This is a genomic window from Paraburkholderia diazotrophica (assembly GCF_038900755.1).
Lineage (GTDB): Bacteria > Pseudomonadota > Gammaproteobacteria > Burkholderiales > Burkholderiaceae > Paraburkholderia > Paraburkholderia diazotrophica_A.
The window spans coordinates 1-18338 of sequence record NZ_JBBPEN010000005.1 but is presented as its reverse complement, the minus strand read 5'-3'; the positions used below and the strand labels follow the sequence as shown (position 1 = coordinate 18338).

Genomic DNA, 18338 nt, shown 5'->3' with positions numbered 1-18338 from the left:
CTATTATGCGTCGTCGACCACGGACAGGCTCGCGCCGTCCGATACGGACGCTTCGAGCGCATACGGATCGACGCCGTCCAGACAGCCCAGGTTCACGCGCCACAGGTTCGGGTCCTTGCGCGTCTGATGAAAAGGATAGATGCCGCAGTGCTTGCAGAAGTAGTGCTTCGCGACGTGCGTGTTGAACTGGTACAGCGTGAGGCTGTCCTCGCCGGAAAGGATGCGCAGCGCGCCTGCGGGAAAGAACGGCGACATCAGCGCGCCCCTGCGCCGGCACAGACTGCAGTTGCAGCGCGCGGCGGGCGTGACGGGGGTTTCGACTTCGAAGGTGACGGCGCCGCAGTGACACGAGCCGTGATGAAGGTTGGAGGTCATGGCGTTGCTCCTGATTGCAATGCCGACTTTATACCGTAACGTCTCTCCTGCTTTGTGTCCCAATGTATCTGGCGGGTACGGCGATACACAACGGCTGGGCGGCGACTTTGCCGATGATGCCTCGCCGCGCTGCCGAAACGCAGAACCGTTCCGCCCGACACGTTGCATGCCGTCGCAGAACGGTTCAACGCCCATTACTCCCGGCACTGATCCTTGTCACCGGGCGCGGTTGCGGTATTCAGATCGAAGTCCGCTTCCTGAAGCCCTTTGGGGCTCGTCGCGACCCAATGCAAAGCCGACGGTGAGCGCACGAGCCCGATGCTGCCCGTATAGGTCCATTTGATCGGCGAAGGCTGCGTGCCCGCGAGTTCGATCGACGAAGACGTGAGCTTCAGATGCAGCAGCCGTCCGTCCTGCGACGGCGTGAACGCGCGCTCGCCGACCACGGCAATGCCCGCTTCGCGCACCGAGGCCGGCATGCAGCCGAGCGTCGCCGTCGTCTGGCCGTTCGCGTCGATGAGTTGCGCGAAGCCTCTGCCCTTATCATCAGTAGCCACCACGACGAAGCGGTCAACCGCAGGCACCCAGGCCGCCGCGTACGTGTAGTACTGCAAGCGCTCCGCGATCACATGCGGCTCGCTGAGCGCGCCCGTCGCGGGGTCGAGCGTCGCGACCTTGAGCCGCGCGTAGGTCTCGCCGCTCACATACTGTTGCCACACGAGCAGCGCGCGCGTCGGCGAGCCGGCGATCATCGGCCACCATTCGCGCACGCGCGGCGCGACGTCGATTGCCTGCAGCAGCGCGCCGTCGGCATCGTAGGTCTTCACATAGACGCCGTCGCCCGTGCCGAGATTGTCGACGCCGCCGCCGTCGATCCAGTCGTTCGAATAGAACACGACGAACCGCGAGCCGACGCCCGCGACGTGACCCGAGTGCCCGCCCGACAGCACGTCGCTCGGATACGGCTTCACGCTTTTCAGGTCCGACGTGTAGACGCCGTAACGCTGGCTCACCTGATTCGGCGTGTTCCAGCCGTCCTCGAACGACACCATCACGCGGCCCGTGTCGTTCTGCGCGACCGACACGGGCTCCTGCGCTTCAGGCCGGCTGATGAAGATGCGCGAACGCTCGAGCGCGGCCTGCTGCGGCGTCCAGCGCGCGACGTAGACATCGTGTGTCCAGTTGCGGTCGCGGCCCGCGCCGCGCGGCGGCAGGCCCGAACTGCTGAAGAACACCGTTGTCACGCCGCGCGCGTCCGTCGTCGCGCCGATGCCGTGCATATAGGCGCGCAAGTCGCCCGTCGGCGCGCGGGCGCTCGATGCGCTCGCGGCCTTCGTTCCCGCCTTCGCACCCGCATGTGTCCCGGTCTTGGCTCCCGCCGCCGCTAACGCAACGGGAACGAAGCCGCACGCGGCCACCACGGCGAGCACTGCAAACGTCATCCGCATGCTCGTCGCTCACTCGACCGTCACTGACTTCGCGAGATTGCGCGGCTTGTCGACATCGGTGCCGCGCACGCAGGCCGTGTGATACGCGAGCAATTGCAGCGGCACGACATGCAGGATCGGCGACAGCGGCCCATAGTGCTCGGGAAGCTGGATCACGCGGACGCCATCGCTGCTTTCGATTTTCGTGCCCGCATCGGCGAGCACATACAGCTGGCCGCCGCGCGCGCGCACTTCCTGCATGTTCGACTTGAGCTTTTCCAGCAGCGTATCGTTCGGCGCGATCGTGATGACGGGCATCTCGCTCGTGACGATGGCAAGCGGCCCGTGCTTCAGTTCGCCGGCGGGATACGCTTCCGAGTGCACGTACGAGATTTCCTTGAGCTTCAGCGCGCCTTCGAGCGCGATCGGATAATGCACGCCGCGTCCGAGGAAGAGCGCATGATCCTTGCGCGCGAGCGCTTGCGCCCATGCGACGAGCTGCGGCTCCAGCGCGAGCACGCTGTTGAGCGCGGCGGGCAGATGATGCAACTGGCGCAATGCGTGCGCTTCGTCGTCGGTGCTGACGCGGCCGCGCTCCTTGCCGAGCGTGAGGGCGAGCACGAACAGCGCGACGAGTTGCGTCGTGAACGCCTTCGTCGACGCCACGCCGATTTCCGGCCCCGCGCCCGTCGAATATTGCAGCTCGGTGAGCCGCATCATCGTGCTATGCGGCACGTTGCAGATCGCGAGCGTATGGTGATGGCCGATCTCTTGCGCGTGCTTCAATGCCGCGAGCGTATCGGCCGTCTCGCCCGATTGCGACACGACGACGACCATCGCGCACGGATTCACGACGCTCTCGCGATAGCGGTACTCGCTTGCGATCTCCACTTGCGTCGGAATACCCGCGATCGACTCGAACCAGTATTTCGCCGTCAGCGCCGAATAGTAGCTGGTGCCGCACGCGAGCAGCAGCAACGAATCGATCTCGCTGAACGCGCGCTGCGCGTTCGCACCGAACAACGCGGGCGTGATCGAACGCACGCGCTCCGTCGCATCGGCGACCACGTCGGGCTGCTCGAAAATTTCCTTCTGCATGTAATGGCGATACGGACCGAGCTCGGTCGCGTAGTGGCTCGCGTGCTGCGCCTGCACTTCGCGGCGCGCGGTTGCGCCGTCGCGATCGACGATATGCACGCGTTCGCACGACAGCACCGCGACGTCGCCTTCTTCGAGGAAGATGAAGTGCTCGGCCGTGCCCGACAGCGCCATGGCATCCGACGCCAGATAGTTGCCGCGCTCGCCCACGCCGACAACGAGGGGCGAGCCCGCGCGCGCGCCGATCACGTGATCCGGTTCGTTCTTCGCGAACACGGCGATCGCATACGCGCCGCGCAGCCGCTGCAACGCACGCTGCACAGCCGTCAGCAGATCGCGCGACGCATCCTGCTCGCGCGTGTGATGAATCAGATGCGCGATCACTTCCGTGTCGGTATCCGATTCGAACGCGTAGCCGAGCGCTTTCAGTTCGTCGCGCAGCGACTCATGATTTTCGATGATGCCGTTGTGCACGAGCGCGATCTCGTCGCGCGAGAAGATCGGGTGCGCGTTGTCGGTGACGGGCGCGCCGTGCGTCGCCCAGCGCGTGTGCGCGACACCGATCGTGCCCGACAGCCGCGCGTCTTCGACCTGCTCCGCGAGGTTCGCGACGCGCTCGATGCTGCGCACGCGGCGCGGCGCGCCGTGTTGCAAGACGGCGACGCCGCACGAGTCATAACCGCGATATTCGAGCCGGCGCAGGCCCTCCGTGAGAACGCCGACGATGTCGCGTTGTGCCACTGCTCCTACAATTCCGCACATGGTGGTCTCCGTGGTGCGTATGTTGTGTATCTGTCCTTTCGATGCAGACGCAGGCGCTCACGCGGCCTGGCGTTCGAACTCGGGCATCGTCACGACGTGCGAGATCATGCCGTCGTCGTCGTGATACGCAACGAGACAGCGGCCCGCATCGCCTTCGGGAATTTCATGCGTCGTCGCCGGTTGCGGCACGTCGCTCGTCTCGGGCATCCGGCGCACGCGATTCGTGTTCATCGCGTCCATCTGCCGGCCGAAGGTCCACAGGATCATCGACAGCGCGACAATGCCGATGCCCATGATGCCGGGCATGAACGCATCGAGCGACAGCTCCTCTTCGCTCGCGTTCGCGAGACACCAGCGGATATAAACGGCCGCCAGCAACCACGTGCCGAGCACGAGCACGGGCCGCACGAAGCGATACCACGCGACGTAGCGCACGGCCTTCGCCTTGCTGCACTCCGTTGCGAACTGCGAGACGGACTGCTTCGAAACATCGATGATCGGAAATTCCATGTTGTTTTCCCCTGTCGAGAATGTTGACTCCGAGATGTCAATTCGAATGCTTCACGTCGAATGCTTGATGACGACTGGCTGATGTCGACGTGTTACTCCGTCTGCGGCGCTTCGAGCGATGCATTGAAGCGAGGCTCGATGGGCTCATCGTTCGCCAATGCGCCGCCATACGAGCGGATGCCGCGATCCGGGCTCACCCAGCGCGCGCGCTTTCTGCGGCGCTGGACGACCACGCCGGGCAACGCGATGACGGAAGCGATCATGCTGATCGCCCAGAACGCTGCGGGATACCAGACCGTATCGATGAAATAGCGCATCAGGTTCTTGTCGTAGCGCCGGTCGATCACGCAGCCGAGCAGGATCTGCGCGCAGCAGGTCGCGAAGAGCAGCACGCCTGTGCCGCGCGGCACGAATCCGAAGCGCCAGCTTTCGGACAGCGTGAACATCGCGGTGGCTGCCATCATCACTAGCGTGAAGAGCATGCAATACGCCCACACGATGCTGACCGCGTACTCGATGAAGATCGGCCACATCATCATGTTGCGGCGTGACAGCACCGCGCCCGCGTATTTGAAGAGCACCTGGATGCCGCCCTTGGCCCAGCGCAGACGCTGCTTGTAGAGGCCGCGAAACGTCTCCGGCATCAATATCCAACTCAGCGCACGCGATTCGAAATGCACGGCCCAGCCCTGCACCTGGAGCTTCCAGCTGATGTCGATGTCTTCCGTCAGCATGTCGGAACTCCAGTAGCCCACTTCCTGCAGCGCGCGCTTGCTGAACATCGACACCACGCCCGACACTGTCAGCAGCCGCCCATACATATGCTGCGTGCGCTTGATGAGACCGACGATCGACGAGAACTCGCCGACCTGCATGCGTCCGAGCAGCGTCGAGCGCGTGCGGATGCGCGGATTGCCCGTCACCGCGCCGACGGATGCGTCGTCGAGGAAGTGGCGCAGCATCCAGCCGATCGCTTCCTTGTCGAGCAGCGAATCGCCATCGATGCACATCAGGTACTCGGCATCCGACAGCATCGCGGCCGTCGTGAGACCGATCGCCTTGCCCTCGTTCTGATGCTGATGCACGACGACGAGCTTCGGATAGACACTCACCAGCTGGTTCAGGATCGTGCCCGTTTCGTCGCGGCTGCCGTCGTTGATCGCGATGATGTTGTAGTTCGGATAGTTCAGCTTATCCAGACACGCGATCACTTCACGCACGTTGTCCGCTTCGTTGTAGCAAGGCACGACGACCGATACCTTCGGATACGACATCAATGGCGGCGCCGACTTGCGCCCCGCGTCCCGGCGCTCGACGAGCACGTAATGAAGCAGTCCGCCCACCATCCACAGATAGGCCATCAACAGCGGGTAGTAAAAGACAAAGTTCGAGATAACGCTCATGACGTTTTTCATTGTGGTCCCCTGGTCTGGGCCGGCATCGCGCGGGTTTCGTTCTTCGCGTTCGAAACCATCGCGCGACGCTCAGCCCAACATCCCCTGATTCGTTCGCAGCGTGCTTTGCACCGACATCACATCGCGCAGCACCGTCGTGTCCGGCCGGTTCTTCAGGAAGTCGTCCGGCCCATAGCCCAGATGCACGACGCCTGCCGCGTTGAGCCGCTTCATCTGCGCGCGCAGGACGGCGGCTTCGACAGGCTGCTGCGTCTGCGCATCGACGGCGGGCAACTCGAACACGGTCTTCGCGGCCGCGCCCGGCTGCTTCATCACGGTCTGCTGAAGGCGATCGAGCCATGCGTCGCTCACGCGCCCGTTGGCGGCCCGTGGCGCTGCCGTCAGCGCGACGAAGTCATAATTCGCGAGCGCTGCCGCAACCGAGAGCGAGAAGTTACGCTCGGCGTTCGGATCGAGCGCGGCCTCGGCGGACACCGTGCGCGCCGTCAGCACATTGCCGCCGCCCTGATACGCGCGCACGCGTTCGGCAAGCTGGTTCGTGAATGCGGTCAGATACGCTGTCTTGTTCTTCGCCCAACGCTGCATCAGCTCATCGGATGCGTGAATCTGCGCGACGTCGCCAGGCAGGCCCCACGAGCGATAGACGTCCAATGCGGGCGCGCTCGTGTCCTCGTATGCGTTCAACGTCGCGTCCGCGCCGAACACGACGCCGTTAAAACTCGAATAGCGCGTGAGGTCGTCGTACAGATCCTGGATGGTCTGACGCGCGAGCGGATCGAACGGGCTCAGGCGCGCGCCGCGACCACGCTGCGCATCGATCGGGCTGTTCGCGGCCACTTCGACGAGGCGGCCCGCCGCCGCATGGCCCGTCGGCAGATCGAATGCGAGCAGCGGCATGTGCGCATACACCTGCACGCCTGCGCGCGTGATCAGTTGCCACGCGACGCGGTTGAACAGATCGGCGCGCATCGGCATGTGACGGTTCGGGTAGTACATCGCGCGCGCGACGCCCGTGTTGTCCGGGTCCCAGTACGCCTTCAGGTACACCGACTTCGGTTCGAGATCCTTGATGCGGTCGAGCAGGCGGCCGAGCTTGTCTTCGCTCCTCTTCGGATCGATGTCGTACATCTCGTCGAGCGACACGTTGACGACGCGCTCCACCGGATTGTGCTCGCCGCGATACGCGCGCGACGAACGCATCTGCGCGATCAGCGTGCCGACGTCCCAATCGTATGAGACAAGCAAACGGCGAATCTGCGTGAGCGGGACATCGGGCGTGTTCGGGCCGTCGTCGAGCGTGAAATGCACCGACATGCCGAGCGCCTGCGACGCCTTGATGAGCGCCGCGTTATACATGCCATACGGCCACACGGCCGAGCGCACCGTCACGCCCGTGCGTGCCTGGATCAGGTCGACGCTCTGCTTCAGATCGTCGTGCACGCGCGCCTGATACTCTTCGTCGGTTTCGTAGCGTTGCAGTTGCGGCAGATACAGATGCGCGCTCGCAGCGGGCAGCTCATTGCCTTGCGGGTTCGCGAGCGCGCCGTGATGCAGGTCGTGCGTATGCGACGCCACTTCGACGAGCCCGGATTGCGACATCTCGCGCAGATCGTCCCAGCTCATGAAATAGCCCGCCGGCATCACCGACTTGTGGCTGATGCGCACGGGGTCGCCCGCGGGCGTGTCGGTCCAGCGCGTGACGACGCCGATCAGCGCGGGATAGCCGTATTGCTGCAGCAGCGGGAATGCGCGCGTGAACTGGCTCTTGTACGCGTCGTCGAACGTCAGCAGCACGGCGCGCGGCGGCAGGCGCGGCCCGCCGTTGCGCGATGCGACGATCTGATCGACGCTCACCGGGCGATAGTCCTTCGCCTTCAGCCACGCGAAGATCGTGTTGAGCGTCGCTGTGCTGATCGCGCACGTATCGGCGACCGTCGCGACATCCGCATGCAGGTCGTCGCGGATGTCGTGGATTGCGAGCACGCGAAACGTGAGGCCGTCGTCGGCATCCTGCGGCGGCAGCCGGTCGAGCGCGAGGCGTGCGTGTGCGGCGGGCACCGCGGCAAGACCCGCGGCGAATGCGAGAAAACGTCTGCGATTGAGCTTGTCCATGGTCGTCTACAGAGGAATGTTCAGATTCAGGTAAATGAGCTTGCTGGTCTCGCGCGTATGGTCCATGCGCTGGCTCGCGACGCCGATGCCATACGCGAGCGACGCGTGCGCGCTGAACTGCCACTGCTGTTCGAGACGCACTTCCCACAGCATGCTGTTGCCGATATCCGTTTGCCGATAGCCGCCGACCGTTGCATACGCACGATTCGCGAGCGACTGGTCGGCGTTGCGCCATGACGTCCACTGGTACATCGCTGTCAGCTGTGCCGTCATGTCGCGGTGCGGTGCGAAATACGCGGTGTTGGCGAGCGTGTTGCTGCTCGTGTTCAACTCGACCCACGTCGCCACGAGATGGCTCGGCGTGTTGATGAGGCGCTCGTACCACGTGCCGACCCACGACTGGTTCAGGTTCGTGTCGCTATAGCGCGACGCGCCGTAGGTCAGATCGAAGTACCGGTAGTCGTCGACGCTGTAGCGCACGCTGCCCGTCGCCGCGCGGCCCGTCACGCCTGCCTGATAGGCCTTCCACGGCAACGTGTTGACGTTGCTGTCGACGCCCGCTGAAAAGCGCCAGCGGTCGTCGGGCGCATAGCTCACGCTGCCGGCGCCGCCTGTTTTCGCTTGCGGTCCCGTCGAGCGATCGATTTCCGCCGCCGCGTCGATACCGCGAAACCGGAAGTCGCCGCCGATGCCGTTGCGCACGCGGCTCACGCTGTTGCCGTCGCCCGTATCCGCACGGCCGCTGAACTGATGCGCGAACACGCGCCAGTAGTCGGCGAGCGGCATCGAATAGAGCTGCGTATCGATGCCCCAGTTGTTGTCGGCGAGAACCGAGTTGCCCTTCTGCCCATTCGCCGCGATGATCAGTTGCGGGCTCTTGTAGGCCGCGTAATCGCGCTGGAACGTCTTTACCGTGTTGTTGTCGGGAAAGCGGTCGCCGAAGGTCGCGTTCACTTCCGCTGCGCGGTCGTACTGATTCAGTTCGAGCGCAGTGCGGCCGAGGCCCGCGAGCGTTTCGATGTCGCCGGGATGATCGACGAGCGTGCCTTCATAGACCTTTTGCGCTTCGCGCGGACGCTGCTGCACGAGCGATGCATCCGAGCGCGCGCTGATCAGCGCGGGATCGAACGGCGCTTCGTGGCGCAGCTCGTCGAGCGCGGCGACGCCTTCGCGCGTGCGATCCGTGTAGAGCAGGTACTGCGCCTGCAGCTTCTTCACGCGGCCATAGTCCTCGTTGACGTCCTCGGGATGATCGGCGAGATCCGCACGAATCGGCGTGCTCGCCGAAATCTGCTTCAGCAGTTGCTGCGCGTTGTCGTAGCGGCCCGAATCAAGGTACGCGAAAAAGAGCCCTTCCTGCACGTCGATGCGCTTCAACGCATGCGGTTCGACGGAAGGCACGAGCGGCTCGACGGGCGTCTGCAATGCATGCTCGTACGCGGGCGCGGCCTTGCGCGGCTCGTCGAGATACGTGTAGGCATCGCCTGCCGCTGCATAGGTGCGCGCGGGCATCGGCTCGTTCGAGCGCGACAGGTTTTCGTAGAGCGCAGTCGCTTCCTTCATGCGGCCAAGCCCCTGCAATGCGGCGACTTTTTCGACGAGCACAGCACGGCGCACGTCGGCGTATTCATCCGTCGATGGCGTGCGCGCCAGCACGTCGTCGATGTGCGCGAGCGCCGATCGGGTCTGCGCGAGGCGGTCGGATTCATCGGAAGCGAGCGATTGCTGCCGGCCCCAGTGCACTTCCGTTTCGACGACGAGTGCTTCGATCTGCAACAGGTCGTGCCCGGAGAACGCATCGCGGCTCGCGCGTGCCTCTTGCAATGCAAGCTGCGGCGCGCCTGCGCCGGCTTCCGCGAAAATGCGTTTGCGGAGCTGGTCGCGCTCCGTGTCGATCTTGCCTTCTGCGACTTGTCCTTCTGCGACTTTCCCCGTGGTTCCGGACGCAGTGGTCGGCTGCGCGGCGCAGTAGTCGCGCGCAAGCAGAACCATCAGCAAGGCGGTCGCCTTGACTGCGGCGTGCTTGTGTCGGCTAGAGCGTTTGGTTTTCATGGTTCCTCGCTTGTCGGTGCCGATCTCCAGACAAAGCGAACCCCTGCTCCATGCGAATGGCGCATGGAGAGCAACAACGGTCGCGAGCCTGGCGAGCAGCTTGTAGTTCAGCGTCTCATTTCGAGGGCCGGTTATTTGCATCGCGCACCAGCCTCGGTCCTTTGCGCGGGCAGGCTTATAGCGAAGTCCGTACCAGCACCCCGCTAAACCTTCTGCTGAAAAGGCTTGCCGCAAAAAGCGAGTCGCGAGCGGAACGTAAATCGTCAAAAACGTTTCAGCGCTGAACTCGCCAAGCAATGCGAATCAATTTCACGCATGCATATGACACTGCGAAACAATCGCGTGTATTCGATGCAAAGCCACGCGCAGCAAGCACTGAGCTTGTGCGTCGCAACAGTTAGCGCTTTGATTCAAAGCTGAAACGGCATGCACATGACTGAATCGACATGTTGTATCGACAGCCTTATCCGCGAATGCAACGCATGAGAATGCGCAATGAAACGCGCCCGCGATTTCGCGCGAGTGTGCGCTGGCGCACATAAGCGCGTATTCATTCGATGTGCGCCAGCGCACGGAGCGCGGCGCCAGGACTCGGGTATTGTCACGCTGCACAATGAAGACGAAGACCAGCGCGAACCGTGTCGGGTACCGCGACAATTGCATCGTCATCTGATTAGCGATGCAAAATAATCCACAACGGGGTAATCGATGAATTCTTCCGACCGAAGAGAGCGGACGCTGCGCGTGTGCGCAACGTCCCCTTCTCTCACGCCGCGACGCACGCAATCGGCGAAGTTCGGGTCATAGCGTCCGTTCGAAAGAACGCACGAGCAGACCGGGTAGGCTCATGCCGCCCGTCGCGCGCTCGCCCCATGTCCAGTCGTTGAGCAGCAACTCGGCCTCGTCCCTGATCCGCTCTAGCTCGCTGCCAAGCACGCGATATGGGCTGTCGACGAAGCGCGTCGCGTCGACGGGCGTGACGATGCGGCCGCCTTCGACCCAGAACGTCGCGAAGCGGGTCATGCCCGTCAGGCAGCAGTTCATGCGGGGAGGAGTTCACTTACCAGAGGTTGCCGATGTAGAGCCGCGTATTGAGCGCGAAGAGCACATCGGCTTGCGCTAGATCGCCGGCTCGCATCGGCAGCGCGGACGGCACTTCTTCCGGCGTCGCGACATTTGGCACGAGGCCGTGTTCGCGGCCCGTATGCGCGCAGGTCAATTGATGCGCGCCGCGCCCGGCATTGATCAGTTGCACGGTTTCGCGACGATAGCCGTCGTCGTTGAAGCGAAGCATGATGTCGAGCGCGAGATCTTCCATCAACATGATGCGCGGATCGAGCGACATTTCGCCGATGTTGAGACGACCCGTCGTCGAAGCCAAACCGCGCGAGCACGCCGAGGCCGCCTTGCGCGAGCATGCCATAATCGCCGCCGAGCGTACGCACCTGAGTCACGACTTGCGCGTGTAGCGTAACGGAAATCTGCGGCCGCATGAAGCGAAAACGCTGTTCGATGCGAATGCCATCGCTCGTCAAGCACATCTGATCCGTTTGCGTGATCTGCATCGCAGCCGTTCTCTCGACGATACGGCTATCGATGTTCGTCGCCGCACATTCATGCCGCAAACGTTCGCCGCATTCGCGCCGCGTGAGCAAAGGTCGCTCGATAGCAGGCGATTCGTAGCTGCCGCTCTCGACGGCCAGCCGATTTGCCGATGATCCATTAGCGACACTTCTGCGCTCGCCTTCGCGCGCTGAGTGGCGATATCGAGCGCAGCTTGCAGACCGCTCCCAGACAGATCAGCCGTTGCCACCTGGCCCGCACCCGCGCCGCACCACGCCACCAGCATCGCGCCGCGATCGCTCGATATGCGCAGCGGCAGCGCGACATGGTTGCGTACCGCGTGATCGTCGACGTGCTCACCGACGATGCGCAGCGACCAGAAATCCGCGTCGCTGCGCAACGTGCGCGGCAAGCGGTTCATCAGGGGTTGGGCCGCCGGCGTGCCTCACGAATGTCACGCATGGTGCGCACATAGGTCCGCCCGGCGGGCGCGGCAAACACCGCGCAAATGCCCTATCGAACGCGATACGCAAAGCGACGTTCTCTTATGTGCCGCATGCGTTGCTTGCAAGGCTGCGCCGCCGTGTCTCAAGCTGACCTCACTGGCTGTCTCTTGCCGCACATTTGCAGCGCCGAACTGTCGGCGACTGCACATTCATTTGTGTCTCTGCTTGCACGCGCAAGCATTTTCCCTCGCAAAACAAGTGATTTTCTCACGCTAGCCACGCGCGATCCTGCGCGCAAATTGTTGCATTTCTGAACGACGTCAGCAGTGAGTCGCGCGTGAAGAGCGCGTATTGACACGGTGTGATGGATGACTCCGTATCAAGCAGCGCATCGTTCCTGGAGAGGGACACTCGAATAGTCGAAAGTCGGGCGCGCGTAGAAAAAGCCTTGCGCGAGTACCTTCGGCCATTGCGCGAGCCATTGCGCTAGCGCCTGTGTTTCGACGCCCTCGGCCACCACCGTCACGTCGAGACGTTCGAGCATCGATAGCACGCCAGACGCCACCGCCGACGCGCGCGGGCATTCCGGCACGCCTTTGAGCACTTCGCGCGCGACCTTCACGGTATCGACGTCAATCGTACTCAGCAGCGCAAGCGATGAATAGCCGGTGCCGAAGTCGTCGATGGCGAGCCGCATGCCCGCTTCCCGTAAAGGTCTCGTCAAAGATCTCGCAGCCAGCAGATGGGCCGCGTCTTCCGTCTCGACGAGTTCGAGTTCGATCAGGTCCAGTTCGATGCCGTGCAGTTGTGCGATCTGCACGACAGTCGCCGCAAAGGCCTCGTCGGCCACGACGCTGGGTGGCACGTTCACAGCGACGGGACATACCGGTTGCCCCAGACGCCGCGCATTTGCAAGCGCACTGCATACACCGTCGATCACGTAACAGGTCAGTTGCAGAGCGATCAGCGGATGATCGAGTGCCACGAGAAAGGCATCGGGCAGTAGCATTCCGTAGTCCGGATGCATCCAGCGAATCAATGCTTCGACGCGCACGAGCCTGCCCGTCTTCACATCGTAAATGCCCTGAAACGCGAGTGGAAATTCGCTCGCCAGCAGGCCGTCGCTCACGCGGCGCTCGAGGTTGTTCAGTTCGCGTGGCGCTTGCGCATCGCGAGCGATGTTCTTGGTCACGCGGGAGATCGTTTCATTGCCCGAATTCGCGGCGGTAGAGTGGCGAGCATCCATCGTTGGGAAGGCCTTGTTATCGATGCGTGGATTGGAATGGCTTTCCGCTGCCGATGCACATTTCGTACCACCGGGCCACGAAAATCATCCAATGTCCTTGAGAACCGCATCGCGCTTTGTTCGCCGGGCGATGGTTCGCGATCTACGCATGAATCCAAAACGCAGCAACGTTTCGTGTGCGAAACATCCGCACCGCGCTGCATTACCTCAGAGGTAATCGATTCACCGTGCCGATGTCGATATGCTGATCCCATTGGTCAACGGCGTGGAGATCGGCATGTCGACATTTGCGGTAGCACACTTGCACGAAGTAAAGATGGGCGTTGAGATCGTCGAGTACCTGAAGCGTATCGACGCGACACTTGCACCTTTTTGCGGTCATTTCGTGTTGCATGGCGGCCGCTATGAACGGCTCGAAGGAGACTGGCGCGGCGACCTGATCGCCATCGAGTTTCCGAATCGCGATCTCGCGCGTGCATGGTATCGATCCGATGCGTATCAGGCGATCCTGCCGTTGCGCACCGGGAATTCGATCGGCGATGTCATTCTGATCGATGCGGTGCCGGCTTCGCATATCGCGACCGACGTATTGTGCGGATGAAGCATGGGCGGCATTTCGTCGACGTGGAAGCGCCACCCGCGTTTCCTCATCGCGCTCAACTGCCGAAGTAGACGCTGCAATAGCTGACAGGCCCGACACACGAATTCATACCCTTGCCTGCGCCCGTCATGGGCATGCGCGATCCGGCCGAATGCGTGCCCGACATGCCCTCGCCCACGCCTTCGGCATCCTGAGCAGCCTTTTGATGTGCGACCTGTTGCTGATAGATCGGCGCGACGTCGGGATAGGAAGCGTCAGTCACGAACGGCGAGCCGTTCTGCTCGGCCTGAATCAGTTCCTGACGGACTTCTGCGCGTGTCTTATCCTGAGCGAATGCGGTGGACGCGAAGGCCGTCGAAACCAGTGCGGCGATCGAAACGGTCAACAGTGCAAGCTTTTTCATTTCCAGCTCCTTCAGATGAGATGACGACGATGCGTCATGGTGTGTGCTGCGCTTTCACTGTGATGAACAAACGGACCGTCGGATCTATTCCCGTTATCTGATTCCTCTCCACGACTAAAATTTTTGCGCACCCAGTGGAATAAACACCCTCTGTTCCTGTTGACCGTTTATGCGATGTCGTAAACAGGAAAAGGAGCATCTGTGATGAACCCCAAATCCCCAGCGGAAGCGCCTCGTTGCATTCCGTGCAGATTCGGTGCGATAGGCGTGGCTGTCCTGGCGCTCGCCGGCGGTTTCGCCTATACAGCCGGCTGGCTGACACCTGCGCGCCTCACCACTTACCGCATCATCGATCAGTTCCAGGCCAACGCAGGCCCGCATCCGGGCTATCGCCGCAATCACGCAAAGGGCCTTTGCGTCGAAGGCTATTTCGACAGCAACGGCAACGCAGCCTCGATATCACGTGCACAAGTACTCGCATCGGGACGCACGCCTGTCATCGGCCGCTTCGCCATTCCGGGCAGCAATCCGTCGGCACCCGATGCAAGCGTGCCGATCCGCAGCATGGCGCTGGTTTTCATGCAGCGCGACGGCCAGCAATGGCGTACAGGAATGAACTCGACGCCTCTGTTCGCCGTGCATACGCCAGAACAGTTCTATCAGCAACTTCTCGCCGCAAAGCCCGATCCGAAAACGGGCAAACCCGATCCTGCGAAGATGAGGGCGTTCTATGCGGCGCATCCGGAAACGCGGCCGTTTCAGGAATGGGTGAAGACGCACCCCGCGTCGTCCGGTCTCGCGAATGCCGCGTACTACAGCATCAACGCGTTCCGCTTCATCGACGCAAACGGAAACGAGCACGCAGTGCGCTGGTCGGTCGAACCAGAAACGCCGTACTCTCCGGTGAATCCGCAAGAAAAAAGCGATCCCGACTTTCTTTCGAAGCAACTCGATGAGCAGCTCAAGCACGGTAACGTGCGCTGGCATCTGATCGTGACGGTCGCCAATGCGGGGGATCCGACCAACGATGCGACGCTGCAATGGCCCGCCGATCGCCAACAAATCGATGCCGGCACCGTCGTACTGGAACGCAGCGCGCCTCAAGCCGATGGCGTATGCCGCGACGTGAACTTCGATCCGACCGCATTGCCGGACGGCATCAAACCATCGGACGATCCACTGCTTGCTGCGCGTTCGGCCGCCTATGCCGTGTCATATCAGCGACGCACGCGTGAAGAAGCGTTGCATGCGGCGCCCGCTACTCCGAAACCCGAACGGAACCCGTCATGACGAATTCGACTCGCCATTTCTCTGCGCTTGCGCGTCTGCTGCACTGGACGATGGCCGTGCTGATACTCGCGATGCTGTTCATCGGCATCGGCATGGTCGCCACTGTTTCGCACGCGCATGACACGCTGATTGCATTGCATCGGCCGCTTGGCGTTGCGTTGCTCGTGCTAGCGCTGATTCGTGTCGGCGTACGTATGAAGAACGGCAGTCCGGCGCTGCCTTCGGACATGCCTGCATGGCAGCAATTCGCGGCCAAGGCTTCGCATTTCGTTCTCTACGCGCTATTCATCGCGATGCCGTTGATCGGTTGGGCGATGCTCTCTGCGGGCGGATATCCGATCACACTGTTCGATGGATATCACTTGCCCGCAATCGTGCCGCAAAACGTCGACCTATTCGCGCTATTGCGTGCGCTGCATACGTGGTTCGCGTTCGCATTGTTTGCGACAGTACTCGTGCACATTGCCGCGGCTCTGTTTCATGGACTGATCCGCCGCGACGGCGTATTCTCCAGCATGGCTCGCGGAGAACGCTAGGCATCCTGTGCGCACGCCGGCAGCATCACGCGACACAACAAAGACCCCGCAAGGAGACATCGCGTGTTCGAACAATGCGAGTGGTTCAATGAGCCGTCGGTGTGGTCGCTCGATGGCGACACGCTTCGAGTGACGACCGATCCGAAGACCGACTTCTGGCGCAAGACGCACTACGGCTTTATGCGCGATTCGGGCCACTGCTTCGGCATGCGCACGCAAGGCGACTTCACCGCGCAGGTGTGTATACGCGGGCAGTTTCATGCGCTATACGATCAGGCCGGCCTGATGGTGCGCATCGACGAATCGAAGTGGATGAAAGCAGGCGTCGAATTCACCGACGATGTGCTGATGATGAGCAGCGTATTGACGGCTGGTCAGTCGGACTGGGCGATCGGCTCTCCGATTGCAGGCGTCGACGGCTTCTGGATGCGGGCAACCGTCATTCGAGGCGTATTGCGCATGCAGTACTCGATCGATGGGAAGACGTGGCCACTACTGCGGCTCGCGCCTTTTCCGGCTGCGGCCAGTTATTTTGTCGGACCTGTATGCTGCACGCCGGAACGCGGCGGACTCAACGTCGAATTTTCGAGCTTCGCTGTGGGAACGCCGCTGCAAAAAGATCTGCATGATCTGAGTTGAGAAGATCTTGCGCGGCACACGGTGCTGTGCGCCGCGCAGTACTGCTACTGCAGTCATACCGCGGCTGCAAACCCCGCTTTGAGCGCCAGATAAATGCTGCGATAACGCGCGAGCCTCTCTGCTAGCAGCGGTGCGAGCGTACGATCAGGTTCGCACGATTCGAGCGTCGGTGGCGCCAGGCATACGTCCTTGATGGCTTCGCCCGTCACCGCAAGTCGCGCGAGACGCGCCGCGCCCAACGCAGCGCCCACGTCGCTGCCTTCATGCCGATGCATCGTGATATCCGTCGCCGACGCGCATAGATTCGCCCAGAACGGACTGCGCGAGCCGCCGCCGATAAACGATGCACTCTTCAATGTCGTACCGGCACTTTGCAGCGCGGCGTAGCCGTCGGCCATCGCGAATGCAACGCCCTCCATCACGCTGTACGCGAGGTCGCCGGTCGTATGCGCGCCCGTCAGCCCCCAGAATACGCCGCGCGCATTTGCATCGTTGTGCGGCGTGCGCTCGCCACTCAGATACGGCAGGAAGATGGGCGCCGTAGCGGGATTGGCCGCGCTCGCCAGATCAGGCAAGCTGCCGACTTCACGGTCCACGACTTTCGACAGCCACCCGAGACTCGACGCCGCTGACAGAATCACGCTCATCTGATGCCAACGATCCGGCAGACAATGACAGAACGCGTGCACGCCTTGCGCGGGATTCGGCGCGAAGCGATCGGTGCCTGCGAACAGCACGCCTGATGTGCCGAGAGAAAGAAAAGCACTTCCTGCCTCGGCAACGCCCATGCCGATCGCGCTTGCCGCGTTATCGCCCGCACCACCGCATAGCGCGACGGCACCTGTAATGCCCCAATCGCGGCGCAATGTGTCGCTCAGCTGTGCAGCGAGCGCGCTGCCTTCGACGAGGCGAGGCATGTGCGCGCGCGTCAAACCCGTCGCTGCGAGCATCCGATCGGACCAGTCGCGCTTTGCGACATCGAGCCAGAGCGTACCTGAAGCATCTGACATGTCAGATATGAAATCGCCGGAGAGCCGCCAGGCAATATAGTCCTTCGGTGGCAGCACCTTGGACGCGGCACGAAACACATCGGGCTCGTGCCTGGCCAGCCAAAGCAGTTTTGGTGCGGTAAAACCGGGCATCGCGAGATTGCCGGTAATGTCGCGGGATTGCGGCACGAGTGCCTCGAGTTCTGCGCACTCGGCAAATGCACGTGTGTCGTTCCAAAGGATCGCGGGTCTCAGTACATCGCCGCTCTGATCGAGCAATGTCGCGCCGTGCATCTGTCCCGAGAGCCCGATGCCGCGCAGCGCTGCAAATGCCGTTGGATTCGCGCCGCGCAGGGCGGCCACGGCGTCGAGCGTCGCCTGCCACCAGGCCTGCGGATTCTGCTCGGACCAATGCGGATGAGGCTGCGAAACTTCGAGACGGACGCCGCTGGTAGCGAGCGTCGTCGACGCGTCATCGGTCAGAATTGCTTTTACCTCGGATGTGCCGAGGTCGATTCCAAGGAAAGTCACAGCACGTCTCCACTATTTGGCACGAAGTAACCGGCTGTTCAGGGCCGGCGTCTGTTCGACTCGGTGAAACGTGACGTTACCACGGTACGCGGTGAGCGCATGACTTCGCAGCTGTTTGCCGGTGCGCTGCTGCGGCCGACGTATGTATTGCACATCGGCTATCGGGTCCACCTTCGCACTCGTGCCGAGACTGCAGCACGGGAATGGAATGCAGCCGTAAGCGTTCGATCTGTACCGTCGCCACGTTCCGCGTAGAAGATGCAATCATTGGCCGCAACGGGCACGAGTGACCGACAGTGTCCACAAACTGGGGAGAATGGACACAGTGTCTCAGACAGTCGAA

At 62.4% G+C, this 18338-nt stretch carries 14 protein-coding genes and 2 pseudogenes; 4 read left to right on the top strand and 12 right to left on the bottom strand.

Annotated elements, in window-relative coordinates; all coding sequences use genetic code 11:
• Positions 1 to 3: 3 nt before the first annotated feature.
• From AABE10_RS17040 to AABE10_RS16995, 10 genes and pseudogenes are all read right to left on the bottom strand, one after another.
• Complete coding sequence (locus AABE10_RS17040; RefSeq protein ID WP_342934458.1) at positions 4 to 375, bottom strand: GFA family protein; 372 nt, start codon at positions 373 to 375, stop codon at positions 4 to 6.
• 194 nt (positions 376 to 569) lie between these two features.
• Complete coding sequence (locus AABE10_RS17035; protein WP_342934457.1) at positions 570 to 1823, bottom strand: hypothetical protein; 1254 nt, start codon at positions 1821 to 1823, stop codon at positions 570 to 572.
• A 9-nt stretch (positions 1824 to 1832) separates the two neighbouring features.
• Positions 1833 to 3662: a glutamine--fructose-6-phosphate transaminase (isomerizing) gene (gene glmS, locus AABE10_RS17030; protein WP_342934456.1), complete on the bottom strand. Its 1830-nt coding sequence runs from the start codon at positions 3660 to 3662 to the stop codon at positions 1833 to 1835.
• Positions 3663 to 3719: 57 nt separating this feature from the next.
• Positions 3720 to 4172, bottom strand: coding sequence for a hypothetical protein (locus AABE10_RS17025; RefSeq protein WP_342934455.1), 453 nt, complete (start codon positions 4170 to 4172; stop codon positions 3720 to 3722).
• A gap of 92 nt (positions 4173 to 4264) precedes the next feature.
• Positions 4265 to 5575 carry a poly-beta-1,6-N-acetyl-D-glucosamine synthase gene (gene pgaC, locus AABE10_RS17020; RefSeq protein WP_342934454.1) on the bottom strand — a complete coding sequence of 437 codons (1311 nt, stop codon included), beginning with the start codon at positions 5573 to 5575 and terminating at the stop codon, positions 4265 to 4267.
• Between the two features lie 81 nt (positions 5576 to 5656).
• Positions 5657 to 7699: a poly-beta-1,6-N-acetyl-D-glucosamine N-deacetylase PgaB gene (gene pgaB, locus AABE10_RS17015; protein WP_342934453.1), complete on the bottom strand. Its 2043-nt coding sequence runs from the start codon at positions 7697 to 7699 to the stop codon at positions 5657 to 5659.
• 6 nt (positions 7700 to 7705) lie between these two features.
• Positions 7706 to 9751, bottom strand: coding sequence for a poly-beta-1,6 N-acetyl-D-glucosamine export porin PgaA (gene pgaA / locus AABE10_RS17010; RefSeq protein WP_342934452.1), 2046 nt, complete (start codon positions 9749 to 9751; stop codon positions 7706 to 7708).
• An 801-nt stretch (positions 9752 to 10552) separates the two neighbouring features.
• A pseudogene (locus AABE10_RS17005) lies at positions 10553 to 11126 on the bottom strand (metallopeptidase TldD-related protein); the annotation flags it as partial.
• Positions 11107 to 11735, bottom strand: a pseudogene (locus AABE10_RS17000) (TldD/PmbA family protein); the annotation flags it as partial. The pseudogenes AABE10_RS17000 and AABE10_RS17005, both read right to left, overlap by 20 nt.
• A gap of 404 nt (positions 11736 to 12139) precedes the next feature.
• Positions 12140 to 12952 (bottom strand): EAL domain-containing protein, encoded by an 813-nt coding sequence (locus tag AABE10_RS16995; protein WP_342934451.1) that lies wholly within the window; start codon positions 12950 to 12952, stop codon positions 12140 to 12142.
• Between the two features lie 295 nt (positions 12953 to 13247).
• Between AABE10_RS16995 and AABE10_RS16990 the strand changes: the two genes are divergently transcribed.
• Positions 13248 to 13607: a DUF1330 domain-containing protein gene (locus tag AABE10_RS16990; protein ID WP_428983341.1), complete on the top strand. Its 360-nt coding sequence runs from the start codon at positions 13248 to 13250 to the stop codon at positions 13605 to 13607.
• A 55-nt stretch (positions 13608 to 13662) separates the two neighbouring features.
• On the opposite strand, the gene AABE10_RS16985 is transcribed toward AABE10_RS16990, so the two are convergent.
• On the bottom strand, positions 13663 to 14010 hold the full coding sequence (locus AABE10_RS16985; protein WP_342934450.1) for a DUF4148 domain-containing protein: 348 nt from the start codon (positions 14008 to 14010) through the stop codon (positions 13663 to 13665).
• A 201-nt stretch (positions 14011 to 14211) separates the two neighbouring features.
• Here AABE10_RS16985 and AABE10_RS16980 point away from each other — a divergent pair, with 201 nt between their 5' ends.
• The 3 genes from AABE10_RS16980 to AABE10_RS16970 all read left to right on the top strand — a co-directional run bounded on the left by AABE10_RS16980 (position 14212) and on the right by AABE10_RS16970 (position 16475).
• Positions 14212 to 15300 carry a catalase family peroxidase gene (locus AABE10_RS16980; RefSeq protein WP_428983340.1) on the top strand — a complete coding sequence of 363 codons (1089 nt, stop codon included), beginning with the start codon at positions 14212 to 14214 and terminating at the stop codon, positions 15298 to 15300.
• Positions 15297 to 15836 (top strand): cytochrome b, encoded by a 540-nt coding sequence (locus AABE10_RS16975; protein ID WP_342934448.1) that lies wholly within the window; start codon positions 15297 to 15299, stop codon positions 15834 to 15836. Before AABE10_RS16980 ends, AABE10_RS16975 begins: the two co-directional genes overlap by 4 nt.
• Positions 15837 to 15899: 63 nt before the next feature.
• Entirely contained in the window at positions 15900 to 16475 is a 576-nt protein-coding gene (locus AABE10_RS16970; RefSeq protein ID WP_342934447.1) for a DUF1349 domain-containing protein, read from the top strand.
• A 53-nt stretch (positions 16476 to 16528) separates the two neighbouring features.
• On the opposite strand, the gene xylB is transcribed toward AABE10_RS16970, so the two are convergent.
• A complete protein-coding gene (xylB, locus tag AABE10_RS16965) occupies positions 16529 to 17995 on the bottom strand; it encodes a xylulokinase (protein ID WP_342934446.1) in 1467 nt (488 codons plus the stop codon).
• Between the last annotated feature and the right edge of the window lie 343 nt (positions 17996 to 18338).